We start from the raw sequence: 15591 nt of genomic DNA on the forward strand, positions 1-15591 counted from the left end.
ACCGCCCCAATAGGACTGTTCTCACTGCCCCAACAGCGGATGCGGGAGCAGGCCATGAACCCTGATAGCAAAACGAGGTTATCCATGAGCAAGGTGGCATTCATCACAGGCGCGACATCCGGTTTCGGCCGCGCCACGGCACGACGTTTCGCCGAGGCCGGCTGGGCGCTGGTACTCAGCGGCCGACGCCTGGAGCGCCTGGAAGAGCTGAAGGCCGAACTGCAGGACAAGGTGCCGGTGCATATCGCCGCACTCGACGTGCGTGACGCCGCCGCAGTGAAGACGCTGGTCGACGGCCTGCAGGCGCCATTCGACCGTATCGACGTGCTGGTCAACAACGCCGGCCTGGCGCTGGCCCCGGAGGCGGCGCAGAAGGTTGCCCTGGAAGACTGGCACACCATGATCGACACCAACGTCACCGGCCTGGTCAACGTCACCCACGCCGTGCTGCCCAAGCTGCTGGAAATCGGCAAGGGCACCAGCATCATCAACATCGGCTCGGTGGCCGGCGAATGGCCCTACCCGGGCGGCCACGTGTATGGCGCCACCAAGGCCTTCGTCAAACAGTTCAGCTTCAACCTGCGGTGCGACCTGGTATCCACTGGCGTGCGCGTCACCGACATCGCCCCCGGCATGGCCGAAACCGAATTCACCCTGGTGCGCACCAAGGGTAACCAGGCCGCTTCCGACGCGCTGTATGGCAGCACCACGCCGCTGACCGCCGAAGATATCGCCGAGCAGATCTTCTACGTCGCCACCCTGCCCGACCATATCAACATCAACCGCCTGGAAATCATGCCGAGCCGCCAGGCCTGGTCGCCCTTCGCCATCGACCGTGACTGAAGGACGCAACTCACCGTAGGGCGGGTGCAACCCGCCATATCACCCGTGTCTGGTGATACCCCTGCCCTACGCCCACAACGCCCGCAGCAGGCTGCCCAGCGACAGCAACACCAGCAGCCCACCGACCAGCACCCGCAGCGGTAACGGCTGCCAGCGCGGATGCAGCCACTGGCCGAGCAGGTTGCCGACCAGCGCCGGCAATGCCAGCTCCAGCGCCAGCCGCCACAGCGCGCCGTTCAGCACACCTGCAAGCCCCAACCCAACCAGCGCCGCGCTACTGCTGGCGAGGAAGAACAGCACCGCCGTGCCGCGCAACTGGCGTCCATCGAGGCCGCTGCGCAGCAGGTAGATCATCAAGGGCGGGCCGCCGGCCGAAGCCAAGGTGGTCGCCAGCCCGGATGCCAGCCCCGCCAACCAGGCCATGCCCTGGCTCACCGGCTTGGCAACGGTCGGCCGCCACAACACCAGCACGCCGCCGCACAAACACAGCATCGCCACCAATGGAGCCATGATGCGGGCCGGCAGCCACAGCAACAGCCAGGCGCCCAGCGGCACGGCCAGCAGCATGCCGACCAACAGGCGGCCCAGCACACGCCCATGCACGGCGCGCAACGCTGCCGGCCACAGCGTGACGCTGCAGGCCACGTCGAGAATCAACGCCACCGGCACCGCCTCGGCCGGCGGCAGGCGCAGCATCAATCCGAGCGCCATCAGCATGGCGAAACCGAAGCCGCTGTAGCCGCGCACCAGGCCGGCGGCGAAGGCGATAAAGGTGAACATAAGTGCTCCACACGAATCGACGCCCCACTCTAGAGCCGGCCAGGCGTGAGAAGGCAGAGCCAGATACGGCAGCACGACTGGCCACAGGCGCAAAGGCGCACCGAATTGGTTCAGGGCACGCCTCTTGCTTGCCCACTCGGTCAACTATCCTGCGGAACCGCTGCCTCGACATGAATCTGCCTGCTGCCCTGTTCACGCCAAGCTGGCCCGCTGAGCTGGAGCTGGCCTACGCGCGCCACGGCGAACGCACCACGCCGGTGCACAGGCGCCACCTCGGCCCTCTTAGAGTGCAGAAGCATCTGTACGCAGAAGGGCCGGAAGTCTGCCAGCACATCATCGTTCACCCGCCCGGCGGCATCGCCGGCGGCGACCGCCTGGACATCAGCGCCCATGCCGGCGAGAACACCTGGGTGCAGCTCACCAGTCCCGGCGCGGCCAAGTGGTACCGCGCAGCAGGCGTGGCCCATCAGGACCTGCGCCTGCGCGTCGACGCCGGCGCCACCCTGGAATGGCTGCCGCAGGAAACCATCATCTACGCTGGCGCCCAGGCCGAACTGCACACGCAGATCGAGCTGCAGGGCGACGCCCGCCTGTTCTACTGGGACATCGTCGCCCTCGGCCGCCCGGCTGCCGACGAGCGCTTTACCAGCGGCCACTTCCAGGCCGCGCTGGATGTCCGCCGCGACGGCAAACTGCTGTGGCATGAGCGCCAGCGCGTCAGCGGCGGCGACGGCCTGCTCGATTCCCCCATCGGCCTCGACGGCCAACCGGTATTCGCCACCCTGCTGGTCAGCGGCGAGCTGGATGCCGAGTTACTGGAGCGCTGCCGCGAGTTGAAGATTGAAGGTGTGCGCGGTGATCTCAGCCAGCTGTCGGGCCTGCTGGTCGCGCGCTGCCTGGCCAGCGAAGCGCTCAAGGCGCGTGCCTGGCTGATCGAACTCTGGCGCCTGCTGCGCCCGGCGCTGCTGGGGCGTGAAGCCGCGCCACCCCGAATCTGGAGCACATGACGGCGGATGTAAAAGCGACACCCGCCCTACCCCACGACGCATTTCGGCGATGCCAGGCAACGCCCTTTTGGAGTAACACGATGGATCTGAGTCCACGCGAGAAAGACAAGCTGCTCATCTTCACCGCCGGCCTGGTGGCCGAGCGCCGCCTGGCGCGCGGGGTGAAACTGAACTACCCGGAAGCCATGGCCTATATCTCCGCCGCCCTGCTCGAAGGCGCCCGCGACGGTCAGACGGTGGCCGAGCTGATGCACTTCGGCACCACTCTGCTGAGCCGCGATCAGGTGATGGAAGGCGTACCGGAGATGATCCCGGAGATCCAGATCGAAGCCACCTTCCCCGACGGCACCAAGCTGGTGACCGTTCACCAGCCGATTGCATAACTCATGAGTTATTCCATAGCCGACGCCGGCGAAGCCGATCTACCTGGCATCCTCGCCATCTACAACGATGCCGTGGAGTACACCACGGCGATCTGGAACGAGACCCTGGTGGATCTCGCCAACCGCCGTGCCTGGCTGGCCGAACGCACGGCCGCGGGCTTTCCCGTGCTGGTGGCGCGTGACGCTGGCGGCGAAATACTCGGCTACGCCAGCTATGGCACCTGGCGCACCATCGAAGGCTTCCGCCACACCGTCGAGCATTCGGTCTACGTGCGCGCCGACCAACGCGGCCAGGGCCTTGGCTCGGCGCTGATGCAGGCACTAATCGGACGCGCCCGCGCCGCCAAGCTGCACGTCATGGTCGCCGCCATCGAGTCAGAAAATGCCGCCTCGATTCGCCTACACCAGCGCCTCGGCTTCGTCACCACCGGACAGATGCCCCAGGTCGGCCGCAAGTTCGGCCGCTGGCTGGATCTGACTTTCATGCAACTGATCCTCGGCGCCGAGGAGTGACCCAGTGAGCGTGACACTTCAGCGAATCGACAGCGCCAACTTCGCCAAATACCGCGAAGGCTTGATCGTCCTGCTGCTCGATGCGGTCAACGATGGTGCATCGATAGGCTTTCTCGCCGATCTCGACGAGCGAGGCGCCGCCGAGTATTTCGCCCAGGTACAGGCGGGCGTTGTCGACGGTTCCATGCTGCTCTGGGTGGCCCATGAGCAGAGCCGCGTACTGGGGAGCGTGCAGCTGAGCCTGTGCCAGAAGCCCAACGGGCTGAACCGCGCAGAGATTCAGAAACTGCTGGTACTCAGCACGGCGCGCCGTCGCGGCATCGCCTGCCTGCTGATGCACGCCGTCGAGCAGGAAGCGGCGGCCCGTGAGCGTGGCCTGTTGTACCTCGATACCGAGGCTGGCAGCGATGCAGAACAGCTCTATCACCACCTCGGCTACCAGTGCATCGGTGGCCTACCCGACTACGCCTGCGGCCCGGACGGCACCTACCGGGCCAATGCCATCTACTACAAGACGCTTGCGAGGCCTAACTGATGATTCCCGGCGAATACCAGATTGCCGACGGTGAGATCGAGCTCAATGCCGGTCGCCGCACCCTGACCCTGTCCGTGGCCAACAGCGGCGACCGACCGATTCAGGTCGGCTCGCACTATCACTTCTTCGAAACCAACGACGCGCTGCTGTTCGACCGCGCCAGCACCCGTGGCATGCGCCTGAATATCCCGGCTGGCACAGCGGTGCGCTTCGAACCCGGACAGAGCCGTGACGTGGAGCTGGTCGAGCTGGCCGGTGCACGCCGCGTGTTCGGCTTCGCCGGCCGGGTGATGGGCGACCTGGATTGAGGTGACACTTGTAGGAGCGGCTTTAGCCGCGATAACGGTTTCGCGGCTAAAACCGCTCCTACAGAAGAACCGCAGCCTCTCATCCCCTGACAGACAAACACGCGCCAGCCTTCGCGCCACAAGGGAAGCGAATATGAAAATCAGCAGACAAGCCTACGCCGACATGTTCGGCCCCACCGTCGGCGACAAGGTGCGCCTGGCCGACACCGACCTGTGGATCGAAGTGGAGAAGGACTTCACCACCTACGGTGAAGAAGTGAAATTCGGCGGCGGCAAGGTGATCCGCGACGGCATGGGCCAGGGCCAGCTGTGCGCCGCCGATGTGGTCGATACGCTGATCACCAACGCGTTGATCATCGACCACTGGGGCATCGTCAAAGCTGACGTCGGCCTCAAGGACGGCCGCATCGCCGCCATCGGCAAGGCCGGCAACCCGGATATCCAACCGGACGTGACCATCGCCATCGGCGCCGGCACCGAGGTGATCGCCGGCGAAGGCATGATCCTCACCGCTGGTGGCATCGACACCCATATCCACTTCATCTGCCCGCAGCAGATCGAAGAGGCGCTGATGAGCGGCGTCACCACCATGATCGGTGGCGGCACCGGCCCGGCCACCGGCACCAACGCCACCACCTGCACCTCCGGCCCCTGGCACATGGCGCGCATGCTGCAGGCTGCCGATGCCTTCCCGATGAACCTGGGCTTTACCGGCAAGGGCAACGCCTCGCTGCCAGAGCCGCTGATCGAGCAGGTCAAAGCTGGCGCCATCGGCCTCAAGCTGCACGAGGACTGGGGCACCACTCCGGCCGCCATCGACAACTGCCTGTCGGTCGCCGACCAGTACGACGTGCAGGTGGCGATCCATACCGACACGCTGAACGAGTCCGGCTTCGTCGAGACCACCCTCGGCGCGTTCAAGGGCCGCACCATTCACACCTACCACACCGAGGGTGCCGGCGGCGGCCACGCGCCGGACATCATCAAGGCCTGCGGCTTCCCCAATGTGCTGCCGTCCTCGACCAACCCGACCCGGCCGTTCACTCGCAACACCATCGACGAACACCTGGACATGCTAATGGTCTGCCACCACCTCGACCCCAGCATCGCCGAGGACGTGGCCTTCGCTGAATCGCGTATCCGCCGCGAGACCATCGCCGCCGAGGACATCCTGCATGACCTCGGCGCGTTCTCCATGATCAGTTCCGACAGCCAGGCCATGGGCCGCGTCGGCGAGGTCATCACCCGTACCTGGCAGACCGCCGACAAGATGAAGAAGCAGCGCGGCCCGCTGCCCGAAGACGCGCCCGGCAACGACAACTTCCGCGCCAAACGCTACATCGCCAAGTACACCATCAACCCGGCGATCACCCACGGTATCAGCCACGAGGTGGGCTCGATCGAAGTGGGCAAGTGGGCAGACCTGGTGCTGTGGCGCCCGGCCTTCTTCGGCGTGAAGCCAACGCTGATCCTAAAAGGCGGGGCGATTGCCGCCAGCCTGATGGGCGACGCCAACGCCTCGATCCCGACGCCACAGCCGGTGCACTACCGACCCATGTTCGCCAGCTACGGCGGCAGCCGCCATGCCACCAGCATCACCTTTATCAGCCAGGCGGCGTTCGAGGCGGGCGTACCCGAGCGGCTTGGCCTGAAGAAGAAGATCGGCGTGGTCAAAGGCTGCCGCGAGGTGCAGAAGACCGACCTGATCCACAACGGCTACCTGCCGAATATCGAGGTCGATCCGCAGAACTACCAGGTCAAGGCCGACGGCCAGTTGCTCTGGTGCGAGCCGGCCGACGTGCTGCCGATGGCGCAGCGGTATTTCCTGTTCTGAGATGACTGGCCGAGACAACAATGGCGGGTTTCACCCGCCCTACGGGGTAGGTGATTGCCCGCCTGCCCAAACCTGTAGGGCGGGTGCAACCCGCCAATTCATTCACCGACACCCAAGTTATCCATCCCCATATCCCCGCCCCAATCGACGGGGTAAACGCCCTCCTTCACCCAACGATGAAACGACGACCAGGGCCAATCCCGCACACGCGTCACCAGCCCATGCTTGAGCGGGTTGCCGTGCAGGTAGTCGAAGTGCCTGGCGTAGTCGTCCTCGTCACGAATCAGATGCTCCCAGAAGCGTTGCTGCCAAAGCGTGCCTTGTCCCTTTGCCTGGCGTCGCTCGCTTAGCAGGTCGATACGGTTGTAGTTGCGACAAGCATGGGTGACATGCCGCTTGATCAGTCGCCAGCGATTGGAAAAGTCCGCGTCGTCAGGCGGTAAACGCCAGATGGCATGCAGGTGATCGGGCAACAATACCCAGGCGTCGATGGTGAAGGGCTGGGTCAGGCGTACCGTCTGGATTGCCTCGCGCAGAGCCTGGCGAATATCGGGATAGGTCAGAATCGGCTGGCGCCGCTCGGTGACGAGGGTGAAGAAATAGATGCCGCCAGGAACGGCGGCGCGACGGTAGTCGGGCATGGCAACGTCCTTGTTGCAGATGTGATAGGTGGCGGGTTTCACCCGCCCTACGGTCATGTGTAGGGCGGGTGAAACCCGCCGCTGCCATTGAGGCTAGCCCATTCAGGACGCTTGCTTCATCTCGTCATAAGCGCCGAGGTAGTCACCGGCCAGTCGCTCTTTTTCCTTGTCGCGCAGCAGCTTGCCGGCCATCTGGAAGAAGGTGTGCTCCTCTTCCTTGAGATGATGCTCGACCTTGTGCGCCAGCGCCTTGGCCTGCGCCAGCCAGCTCGGGCTGCTGGGGTCGGTTGCCTCGAGATCCTCGATCATCTCGTCCATCTGGTGATGCTCGGCAATCGCATGGCGCGACAGGTCGACGCCCGCATCCTGCTGCATCAGGGGGATATAGAAATGGCGTTCCTCAGCCACCGAATGCACGGCCAGCTCCCGCTTGAGCTGAGAGAACAGGGCATGGCGCTCAGCGCTATCACCCTGGGTGGCGACCAGTTTCTGCGCCAGGTCGCGCTGAATGTCGTGGCTGATACGCAAGGCTTCGAAAATCGTCATGCGGGCATCTCCTCCTGAGTCACGGTCTAGTAGCACTAGACCATCAGCTCGGCGAGAGGTGCCGCATCGCTTGCTCAGCGCAGTTGGCTGTCCTTGCTGCCGCGACGGTTGTACCCCGTGAAAGCGGCGTTCTCCCGGTCATGCTCGGCCTGGCAGTTGACGCACAGGCGCACACCGGGAATGGCCTGGCGACGCGCCTCGGGAATGACGGCATCGCACTCTTCGCAGTGACGCAGGCTCTCGCCTTTCGGCAGTTGGCTACGGGCACGCGCAATGGCGTCCTCGATGCTGCTGTCGATCTGTTCCTGAACCGCGTCGTCGCTTGCCCAACCACCTGCCATGCTCGATCTCCTCCTGCTTGCCGGACAGATATGCGCCCGGCGCAGGCGAAGTGCAAGAGCTGCCCGTCGTTACTCGCGGACTTCCATGAACTCCTTGGCCCAGACGATGTAGTCCTCGGGCATGGTGTACTTGTGCGTCAGCTCGGTGGCGTTGAGGTCGCAGGGCTGGGCGCCGCGCTGCTCGCGCAGGCAGTCGTAGGTGGCCTTGATCGCAGCGAAGTAGGCGGCGTGGCCGTTGACCACGATGCGCACGCCCAGGCGCGCCAGGCGCTCGTTGTCACGCAGCTCCGGATTGCCGTAGGTGACCAGCATCAGCGGCACCTTGAGGCCTTCGGCGATCTGTTCCAGGTGGGCGAAATCCTTGACCCCGACCAGGCAGATGCCATCAGCACCGGCAGCCTCGTAGGCGCGGGTGCGGCGGATCACTTCGTCCACCTCCAGTACGCCGGCATGGGTACGGGCGATGATCGCCAGATCCGGATCGACGCGTGCTTCCAGCGCCGCGAGGATCTTGCCAACGCCCTCTTCGACGGAAATCAGGTCAGTGGATTTGCGGCCGAACTGGGCCGGCAGCAGGGTGTCTTCGATAGTCAGCGCAGCGATGCCGGCGCGTTCCAGCTCGACCACGGTGCGCATCACGTTGAGCGCATTACCGTAGCCGTGGTCAGCATCGGCGATCACCGGCAAGCGGGCGACGCGGCCGATGCGCGCAGCCTGCTCGACGAATTCGCTGAGGGTGATCAGTGCGAAGTCCGGCGCGCCAAGCACCTGCAGAGACGCGACGGAGCCGCCGAGGATGCCGACCTCGAAGTCGAGATCGGCGGCGATGCGGGCCGACATCGGGTCGAAGACCGACGCGGTGTGATAACAGCGGTTGGAAGCCAGCAGGGCCCGAAAGGCGCTGCGCAGCTCATGATGGGATGCACGTTGAAGGATGGGCATGGGGCGTATTCCAAAGTCGGTTGAATCGCTTTTTTCTCTTTTTAGTAATCGCGTAGACGTGGTCAATGCTAGCGCAAGGCACTTGCGCCAAGCTTTCGCCCGTACTGCGCGTTCGGCGCATGTTGAGCGCCAATGCTGCTTCTACAGCAATTTATCGGCCAGCCAGCTCGGCCGGCAGTTGGGTGAAGAAACCACCACTGGTGAGCAGGCCGTAGGCCATCCAGATGGCTACCACCAGATAGGCGATACGCGGCAGCCAGACCGCCAGCGCCTGCTGGCTGGCCGCGAGCTGCTCGCCCTGTAACTGGGCAAAGCACAGCAGTGCCTGGCCTGGGCGACCGATGGCTTCGGCACTGCTCAGCAGGGCGATGAGCATCGGCTTGCCCGGGAAGGACAGCGCCTCGAACGCCCTGGCCAGGGACAGTCCGGCGGCGACGTGGGTCGCTGCCCTGGCGAATTCCCGCCGCAGGCGCGCGTTGCCGAGCGTGTCACAGGCACGTGGCAGCGCATCGAGCACCGGCACGCCGGCCTCCAGCAGCAGGCCGAGGCTGTCGCAGAAATTGCGCAGTTCCGCCCAGCCCTGCAGGCGCCCGAGCAGCGGCAGCGCCAACGCCACATCGTCGAGCAGCCCCGGGCGCTGCGCTCGACGCAGGTGCCAACGACGCCAGGCACTGCGCAGCACCAGCCAGGCGGCGAACAGTGCGACAAGCGGCAGCAGCACGGCAGCCAGGTAACCGGACAGGCTCAGCGTACCGGCGACCAGATTGGGCAGCGGCTTGACCACCAGCGCCAGCAACAACACGCCGGCCGGCAGCAGCAAACGGGATTTGAGCGCCTGCGCCTGACGGTGCTGGGCGGCATAACGCTGCGCCAGTTGCGCCTGCATATGAGCGAGGTTGCCGGCGTCCTGCGCGGCTTTCAGCAGGGTGACTTCCAGTGGCGTGAATACGCCACTGAGTTGGCCGGAAGTCGCCAGGTCGCGCCCGCTGCTCACATGCTGGCGCAGCCGCTGCAGACGAGCGGCATGCCGCGTTTCCAGAGTCAGGCTGGTCAGCGCCTGTGCGATCGGCACGCCGGCCTGCTCCATGGCCGCCAGATGCTCGAACAGACGAGCACGTTGCTGAAGATCGAGCGAGGCTGCAGAGCTAGGCATGGACGCAATCCGATGAGGCAATGGCATACAGCGTAACGGCCTGATCCGCGGGCGGCTACGGCTCCAGCGGCGGCACGCTGGCCTGGGGCAGCCAGCGGCGCAGAATCTCGCCCAGGCTACCGTCGTCGTGCATACCGGCCAGCGCTTGGCGCCAGCGCGCCACGAGGGCTGGATCGGTGCGTCTGGAAAAGGCGATGTAGTAGGCCGAACGCATGAAGGGGATGTGCGCCGTCACGTCATCCGGGCGCAGTTCGACCGCTGCCAGCTCGTAGGCCAGGGTCAGATCCTCGGTGGCGACCAGGTTGACGCGCCCGAACTTGAGCATGGTCAGCATCTGCCGCGAACTGGGTACGCCATAGAGGTTGGTGAAGCCGCGGTTGCTAAGTTCTTCGTAGGTGTACCAGCGCTTGGGCACCGCCAGCGGCCCGCTGGCAGCCGCCTGCTCCAGGGTGGTGATATTCAGCCCACGGGCTTTCATCGAGTAGAAGCTGGTGGTGCCGACCACGATCGGGCCGACCCATTGAAAGCGCGATTCCCGCTCGGCGGTGCGCACCGTGGAGAACAGCCCGGTATCGGCCTGGTGTTCGGCAAGATGGATGGCCCGCGTCCAGGGCATCAGCTCAATCCGCGCGTCATCGCCGGTACGCGCGATCAGTGCCCGTACCACCGCCACCGAGAGGCCGTCCAGCTTGCCGTCACGCTGGAAACTCATCGGCGCGGCGTCTTCGGTCAACAGGCGCAACTGCGCTGTCGCGGGCAGCCCCCACAAACAGATCAATGCGACAGCGAGACGTCCCCACACGGCAGTTCCTCCACTACAGATATCAGCCTAGCAGCCTCGACAGGATGCAGGCGAGCCGGCCGATCAGCGCCCCAGCAGCTCGGCCACTTCATCTTCCGTCGCCTGTGGGAACCACTGCCGATACAGGCGTTCCAGCGTGCCGTCGGCACGCATGGCTTGCAGTTGCGTCCGCCACTGCGCGACTCGTTTGGGCGAAATCTGCGCAGAGAAGGCGATATAGGAAGCGGTCGGCATCAGGTCGAACTGCCATTGCAGCTCGTCGGCGCACATGCCCTGCTCGGCCAGCATCGCGTCGAGACTCAGGTCGTTGGCGACGATCAGCTTCACCCGGCCATAACGAAACAGGCGCAGCATGTCGACCGGCGTCGCCACGCCGTAGAGATTCTTCAACCCCTTGGCCGCCAGCACCTCGTGGCTGTACCACTGCTTGGGCACGGCGAGGGTGCCGACCTGGCGCAACTCGTCGAGGTTGCGCACATGCAGGCGATCACTGCGACGGCTGTAGAAACCGGTACGCCCGACGGCGATGGGGCCGACCCACTGAAACTGATCTTCGCGCTGAGCCGTGCGCACCACGGGAAACAGCGCGGCATCACGCTGTTGGCGAACCTGATGATAGCCGCGCGTCCAGGGCACCAGCTCGATCTGCGCGGGCTCGCCGGTGCGGCGTACCAGTTCCTCGACCACCTGCACCGCCATACCCTGCGGCCGCCCTGCTTCGAGGTAGCCGAACGGTCGGTTCTCCTCGGTGTACAGGCGCAGCTCAGCCGCCATAAGCGAGTGACTCAGGCACGACAGCAGCAGGCAAAACGCAGTGGACTTGAACATGGAGCACCATCGGCCAGGTGGGTGACCGACAACCAAAACGACCCACCAGACGCCGATCTTAAGGCGACCAAGCCGAGCCGTCACCCCGCCTGCAGCGCCCGTGGCAGGCCGACCTGGCTGTCTGCAAGCTGTCACCGCTCATACTTTTTCATACTCCAAGCGACGGTCGGGCTGGCTCTGCGCGCGCGCTCAGGCGATCATCAGCGTCCCATTCCGCTGTTCGATCGCCATGACCTCCACCACAGACAGCTCGACCCCGACTCACAAGCCGCGCCCGCTGATCGACCTGGCCATCAGCATCCTGATTCCCTCGTTCATCCTGATGAAGCTCAGCGGCGAACACCGCCTGGGGCCCGATGGCGCCCTGCTGCTGGCCCTCGCCTTCCCGCTGGGCTGGGGCGCGTTCGAGCTGATCAAGTACCGCAAATTCAACTTCATCGCCCTGCTCGGCCTGGTCAGCGTGGCGCTGACCGGCGGCATCGGCCTGCTGCACCTGGACACCCAGTGGCTGGCGGTCAAGGAGGCGACCATCCCCGGCCTGATCGGCATCGCCGTGCTGGTGTCGACGCGCACGCGCTACCCGCTGATCCGCACGCTGCTGTTCAACAAGACGGTGCTCAACGTCGACAAGATCCACGAGCGCCTGGAGCAAGGCGGCCATGTCGAGCATTTCGAGACACGCCTGATGCGCGCCACCTACTGGCTCAGCGGTACCTTCTTCTTCTCCTCGGTGATGAACTACGTGCTGGCCAAGTGGATCGTGGTCAGCCCCTCGGGCACCGAGGCCTTCAACGACGAACTGGGCCGCATGACCCTGCTCAGCTACCCGATGATCGCCATTCCCTCGATGATCATGCTGATGGCGATCTTCTACTACCTGTGGAAAACCATCCACGGCCTCACCGGGCTGAGCCTGGAAGAGATCATGGCCAATCAGGAGCGCCAGTCCTGAGCCGCTGACGCGGGCTGCCCATGCTGCTCTCGTCCGCTTATCTGGGGCTATTCCTCTCGGCATTCGGCGCCGCCACCCTGCTGCCTTTGCAGTCGGAGGCGGTGCTGGTGGCGCTGCTGCTTGGCGGCGCCCATCTCACCTGGCTCTTGTTGGCAGTAGCCACGCTGGGCAACGTGCTGGGCTCGTGGGTCAACTGGCTGCTGGGGCGTTCGCTGGAGCATCATCGGCACAAGCGCTGGTTCCCGGTCAGTGACGTGCGCCTGCAGCAGGCGCAGGCCTGGTTCGCACGCTGCGGCCGTTGGTCGCTGCTGCTGAGCTGGCTGCCCCTGATCGGCGATCCTCTCACTCTGGTGGCCGGGGTGATGCGTGAACCGCTGTGGCGCTTTCTGCTCATCGTCACCCTGGCCAAAGGCATGCGCTATGCAGTTCTTGCCGCACTGACCCTGGCCTGGATATGAGCCGCGCACGCGATAAGCAGGAGCCCTTACAGTGCGCAAGGACATACGTGGTTACGCGCGGATCGTGCAAGGCAGTTGAGCAACGGACGCGCCTCCGTGATACTGCGCAGCGCGCTGCGCAGGCAAAGTCCCTGCACGGTCGCAGCAGGATCGGCCCACAAGGCCTGCCATCATCGAGCCTCGCCGCGGCTCGAGGCCCTGTTCAACGCCTCGGGGCCTATCGATTGAGGATTTGCAGTGTCCGTTGTTGAAGCCAAACCCAAACTGAAACGCAGCGATCTGATCTGGACGCTGATCGGTCTTGGCGCGGTGGTGCTATCCGGGTTCCTCCTCTATCGCGAACTGCGCAACATCTCCCTCGCCGAGATTCAGGGCAGCATCGAAGCGATCTCCCATATGAACTGGATGCTCGCCGCCGGCGCCACGCTGGGCGCCTACTGGGCGCTGGCCTGGTACGACCGCATCGCTGTCGCGCATCTGGGCAAGCGCATCCCCTGGCGCTTCATCACGCTCTGCTCCTTCACCACCTACGCCCTGGCCCACAACATCGGCGCGTCGGTGTTCTCCGGCGCCGTGGTGCGCTATCGCGCCTATCGCAGCAAGGGGCTGACGCCGCAGGAAATCGGCATCCTCATCGTCTTCTGCTCCTTCACCTTCGCCATCGGCACGATGCTGGCCAGCGGCTGCGTACTGATCGCCCAGCCCGACCTGATCCACCGGGTGCTGAACGTCACGCCGCTGCTGTCCGTCGCCATCGGCTCGCTGCTGCTGGTGATCGTCGCGCTCTACGTGCTCGGTTCCTGGCGCCAGTTCAAGCCCTGGACGCTGGGCAAGCTGCACATCGAATACCCGCGCCTGCCCATCGTCGGTCGCCAGTTGCTGGCCGGCCCGCTGGAGCTGCTCTGCGCGGCGGCGATCATCTACTTCGCCCTGCCTGCCGATAACCATCCCGGCTATCTGGTGGTGCTTGGCGTATTCCTCGCATCCTTCTCGCTGGCCCTGCTGTCGCATGCCCCAGGCGGCCTCGGCGTACTGGAAGTGAGCTTCCTCGCCGCGATGCCGGAGGTGCCTGCCGCCGACGTGCTCGCCGCGCTGATCGTGTTCCGCGTGTTCTACCTGCTGCTGCCATTCGCCCTGTCGCTGCTGGTGGTGCTGGGCTTCGAGTGGAGCCAGTGGAAGGAACGGCGACACAACGCCAACCTGCCCTCCTGAATCACGACTCGCGATGACGGCAGCGCTGACATAGAATGCGCGGCCGTTTTCGTGGCCTGCCCGCTGTGGCAGCCACCCTCCGGGTCGTCGCCGTGCGACGTCGTCACCCTTCCCGGTAATTTTTCTGGCTGTCTGCATCATGTCCTTCTCCACGCCCGCCCGCGCCTGCGGCATCGACTTCGGCACCTCCAACTCCACCGTCGGCTGGTTTCGCCCCGGCCAGGACAGCCTGCTGCCCTTGGAAGACGGCAAGATCACCCTGCCCTCGGTGATCTTCTTCAACACCGAGGAGCGCCGCCCGGTCTACGGCCGCCTGGCCCTGCACGAGTACCTGGAAGGCTACGAAGGGCGCCTGATGCGCTCGCTGAAAAGCCTGCTCGGCTCCAAGCTGCTGAAGAGTGAAACCACGGTGCTGGGCAGCGCTCTGCCATTCAAAGAGCTGCTTGCCTTCTTCATCGGCGAGCTGAAAAAGCGTGCTGAAGCACAGGCCGACCACGCCTTCGAGGAGGTGGTGCTGGGCCGCCCGGTGTTCTTCGTCGATGACGACCCGGCGGCCGACCAGGAAGCACAGAACACCCTGGTGGCCGTGGCGCACAAGCTCGGTTTCAAGGACGTGTCTTTCCAGTACGAGCCCATCGCGGCGGCCTTCGACTACGAGTCGAATCTGAACCGCGAGGAACTGGTGCTGATCGTCGACATCGGCGGTGGTACCTCGGACTTCTCTCTGGTGCGCCTGGCGCCGGAACGTCATCACCTGGCCGAACGCCAGGGCGACATCCTCGCCACTGGCGGCGTGCACATCGGCGGTACCGACTTCGACAAGCAGCTGTCGCTGGCCGGGGTGATGCCGCTGTTCGGCTACGGCAGCCGGATGAAGAGCGACGCCTTCATGCCCACCAGCTACCACCTCAACCTGGCCACTTGGCACACCATCAACGCGCTGTACGCGCAGAAGACCCAGCTCGCCCTGCAGAACATGCGCTATGACATCGTCGACGCCACCGGCATCGACCGCCTGTTCGGCCTGATCGAACAGCGCGCCGGGCACTGGCTGGCGATGCAGGTGGAAGACAGCAAGATCACCCTGAGCGACCAGGACGCCCGCCCCATCGACCTGTCGCGCGTCGAACCGGGCCTGGTCGCCGAGCTGACCCGCCCGCTGTTCGAGAACGCCATCGAACCGTTGCTCGAACGCATCCGCGCCAGCCTCACGCAGTTGCTCGCCGATGCCGGCATCACGGCCGATCAGGTCGACACGCTATTCTTCACCGGCGGCTCCAGCGGCGTGCCAGCGCTGCGCCAGAGCGTCGCGGCGATGCTGCCCAACGCGCGCAGCGTCGAAGGCAACACCTTCGGCAGTATTGGTAGTGGCCTGGCCATCGAAGCCAAGAAACGCTACGGCTAAGTTTTTTGTGGGAGGGGCTTTAGCCGCGACAAGAGCTCGCGGCTAAAGCCCCTCCTACGCCAGAAGCCCAACCTGTTCTCCCGTGCATCGAACTACAGGCCCTGAGTT

General features: G+C 64.9%; 19 protein-coding genes. 11 read left to right on the forward strand and 8 right to left on the reverse strand.

Annotated features, from left to right (window positions below; genetic code table 11):
• Positions 1–84 precede the first annotated feature (84 nt).
• Positions 85–843 carry an SDR family NAD(P)-dependent oxidoreductase gene (locus VC352_RS11565; protein WP_322979707.1) on the forward strand — a complete coding sequence of 253 codons (759 nt, stop codon included), beginning with the start codon at positions 85–87 and terminating at the stop codon, positions 841–843.
• A gap of 66 nt (positions 844–909) precedes the next feature.
• On the opposite strand, the gene VC352_RS11570 is transcribed toward VC352_RS11565, so the two are convergent.
• Entirely contained in the window at positions 910–1623 is a 714-nt protein-coding gene (locus VC352_RS11570) for a sulfite exporter TauE/SafE family protein (protein WP_322979708.1), read from the reverse strand.
• A gap of 170 nt (positions 1624–1793) precedes the next feature.
• On the opposite strand from VC352_RS11570, the gene VC352_RS11575 reads away from it, so the two are divergent.
• From VC352_RS11575 to ureC, 6 genes are all read left to right on the forward strand, one after another.
• Positions 1794–2630, forward strand: coding sequence for an urease accessory protein UreD (locus tag VC352_RS11575; protein ID WP_322979709.1), 837 nt, complete (start codon positions 1794–1796; stop codon positions 2628–2630).
• An 80-nt stretch (positions 2631–2710) separates the two neighbouring features.
• On the forward strand, positions 2711–3013 hold the full coding sequence (gene ureA / locus VC352_RS11580) for an urease subunit gamma (RefSeq protein ID WP_017678731.1): 303 nt from the start codon (positions 2711–2713) through the stop codon (positions 3011–3013).
• A 3-nt stretch (positions 3014–3016) separates the two neighbouring features.
• Positions 3017–3526 (forward strand): GNAT family N-acetyltransferase, encoded by a 510-nt coding sequence (locus VC352_RS11585; RefSeq protein WP_322979710.1) that lies wholly within the window; start codon positions 3017–3019, stop codon positions 3524–3526.
• 4 nt (positions 3527–3530) lie between these two features.
• Positions 3531–4061, forward strand: coding sequence for a GNAT family N-acetyltransferase (locus tag VC352_RS11590; protein WP_322979711.1), 531 nt, complete (start codon positions 3531–3533; stop codon positions 4059–4061).
• On the forward strand, positions 4061–4369 hold the full coding sequence (locus VC352_RS11595) for an urease subunit beta (RefSeq protein ID WP_322979712.1): 309 nt from the start codon (positions 4061–4063) through the stop codon (positions 4367–4369). The genes VC352_RS11590 and VC352_RS11595 overlap by 1 nt, the downstream gene beginning before the upstream one ends.
• Before the next feature lie 133 nt (positions 4370–4502).
• The gene (gene ureC, locus VC352_RS11600) at positions 4503–6203 is read left to right on the forward strand and encodes an urease subunit alpha (protein ID WP_322979713.1); all 1701 of its coding nucleotides are present in this window, start codon (positions 4503–4505) and stop codon (positions 6201–6203) included.
• Positions 6204–6301: 98 nt separating this feature from the next.
• On the opposite strand, the gene VC352_RS11605 is transcribed toward ureC, so the two are convergent.
• The 7 genes from VC352_RS11605 to VC352_RS11635 all read right to left on the reverse strand — a co-directional run bounded on the left by VC352_RS11605 (position 6302) and on the right by VC352_RS11635 (position 11456).
• Positions 6302–6844, reverse strand: coding sequence for an REP-associated tyrosine transposase (locus VC352_RS11605; RefSeq protein ID WP_322979714.1), 543 nt, complete (start codon positions 6842–6844; stop codon positions 6302–6304).
• Between the two features lie 102 nt (positions 6845–6946).
• Complete coding sequence (locus VC352_RS11610; protein ID WP_322979715.1) at positions 6947–7390, reverse strand: hemerythrin domain-containing protein; 444 nt, start codon at positions 7388–7390, stop codon at positions 6947–6949.
• A gap of 74 nt (positions 7391–7464) precedes the next feature.
• Positions 7465–7731: a DksA/TraR family C4-type zinc finger protein gene (locus VC352_RS11615; protein ID WP_322979716.1), complete on the reverse strand. Its 267-nt coding sequence runs from the start codon at positions 7729–7731 to the stop codon at positions 7465–7467.
• A gap of 69 nt (positions 7732–7800) precedes the next feature.
• Positions 7801–8673, reverse strand: a complete 873-nt coding sequence (locus tag VC352_RS11620) for an oxaloacetate decarboxylase (protein ID WP_322979717.1) — start codon at positions 8671–8673, stop codon at positions 7801–7803.
• 151 nt (positions 8674–8824) lie between these two features.
• A complete protein-coding gene (locus VC352_RS11625; protein WP_322979718.1) occupies positions 8825–9826 on the reverse strand; it encodes a type II secretion system F family protein in 1002 nt (333 codons plus the stop codon).
• Positions 9827–9881: 55 nt separating this feature from the next.
• Positions 9882–10628 carry a substrate-binding periplasmic protein gene (locus VC352_RS11630; protein WP_322979719.1) on the reverse strand — a complete coding sequence of 249 codons (747 nt, stop codon included), beginning with the start codon at positions 10626–10628 and terminating at the stop codon, positions 9882–9884.
• Between the two features lie 63 nt (positions 10629–10691).
• Positions 10692–11456 (reverse strand): substrate-binding periplasmic protein, encoded by a 765-nt coding sequence (locus tag VC352_RS11635; protein ID WP_322979720.1) that lies wholly within the window; start codon positions 11454–11456, stop codon positions 10692–10694.
• A gap of 229 nt (positions 11457–11685) precedes the next feature.
• On the opposite strand from VC352_RS11635, the gene VC352_RS11640 reads away from it, so the two are divergent.
• From VC352_RS11640 to VC352_RS11655, 4 genes are all read left to right on the forward strand, one after another.
• Positions 11686–12408, forward strand: a complete 723-nt coding sequence (locus VC352_RS11640; protein WP_322979721.1) for a VC0807 family protein — start codon at positions 11686–11688, stop codon at positions 12406–12408.
• 20 nt (positions 12409–12428) lie between these two features.
• Positions 12429–12866, forward strand: coding sequence for a YqaA family protein (locus tag VC352_RS11645; RefSeq protein ID WP_322979722.1), 438 nt, complete (start codon positions 12429–12431; stop codon positions 12864–12866).
• A 237-nt stretch (positions 12867–13103) separates the two neighbouring features.
• Positions 13104–14078, forward strand: a complete 975-nt coding sequence (locus tag VC352_RS11650) for a lysylphosphatidylglycerol synthase transmembrane domain-containing protein (RefSeq protein WP_322979723.1) — start codon at positions 13104–13106, stop codon at positions 14076–14078.
• 139 nt (positions 14079–14217) lie between these two features.
• On the forward strand, positions 14218–15483 hold the full coding sequence (locus VC352_RS11655; protein WP_322979724.1) for an Hsp70 family protein: 1266 nt from the start codon (positions 14218–14220) through the stop codon (positions 15481–15483).
• Positions 15484–15591 lie beyond the last annotated feature (108 nt).

It is taken from the genome of Pseudomonas sp. C11 (assembly GCF_034683865.1).
Lineage (GTDB): Bacteria > Pseudomonadota > Gammaproteobacteria > Pseudomonadales > Pseudomonadaceae > Aquipseudomonas.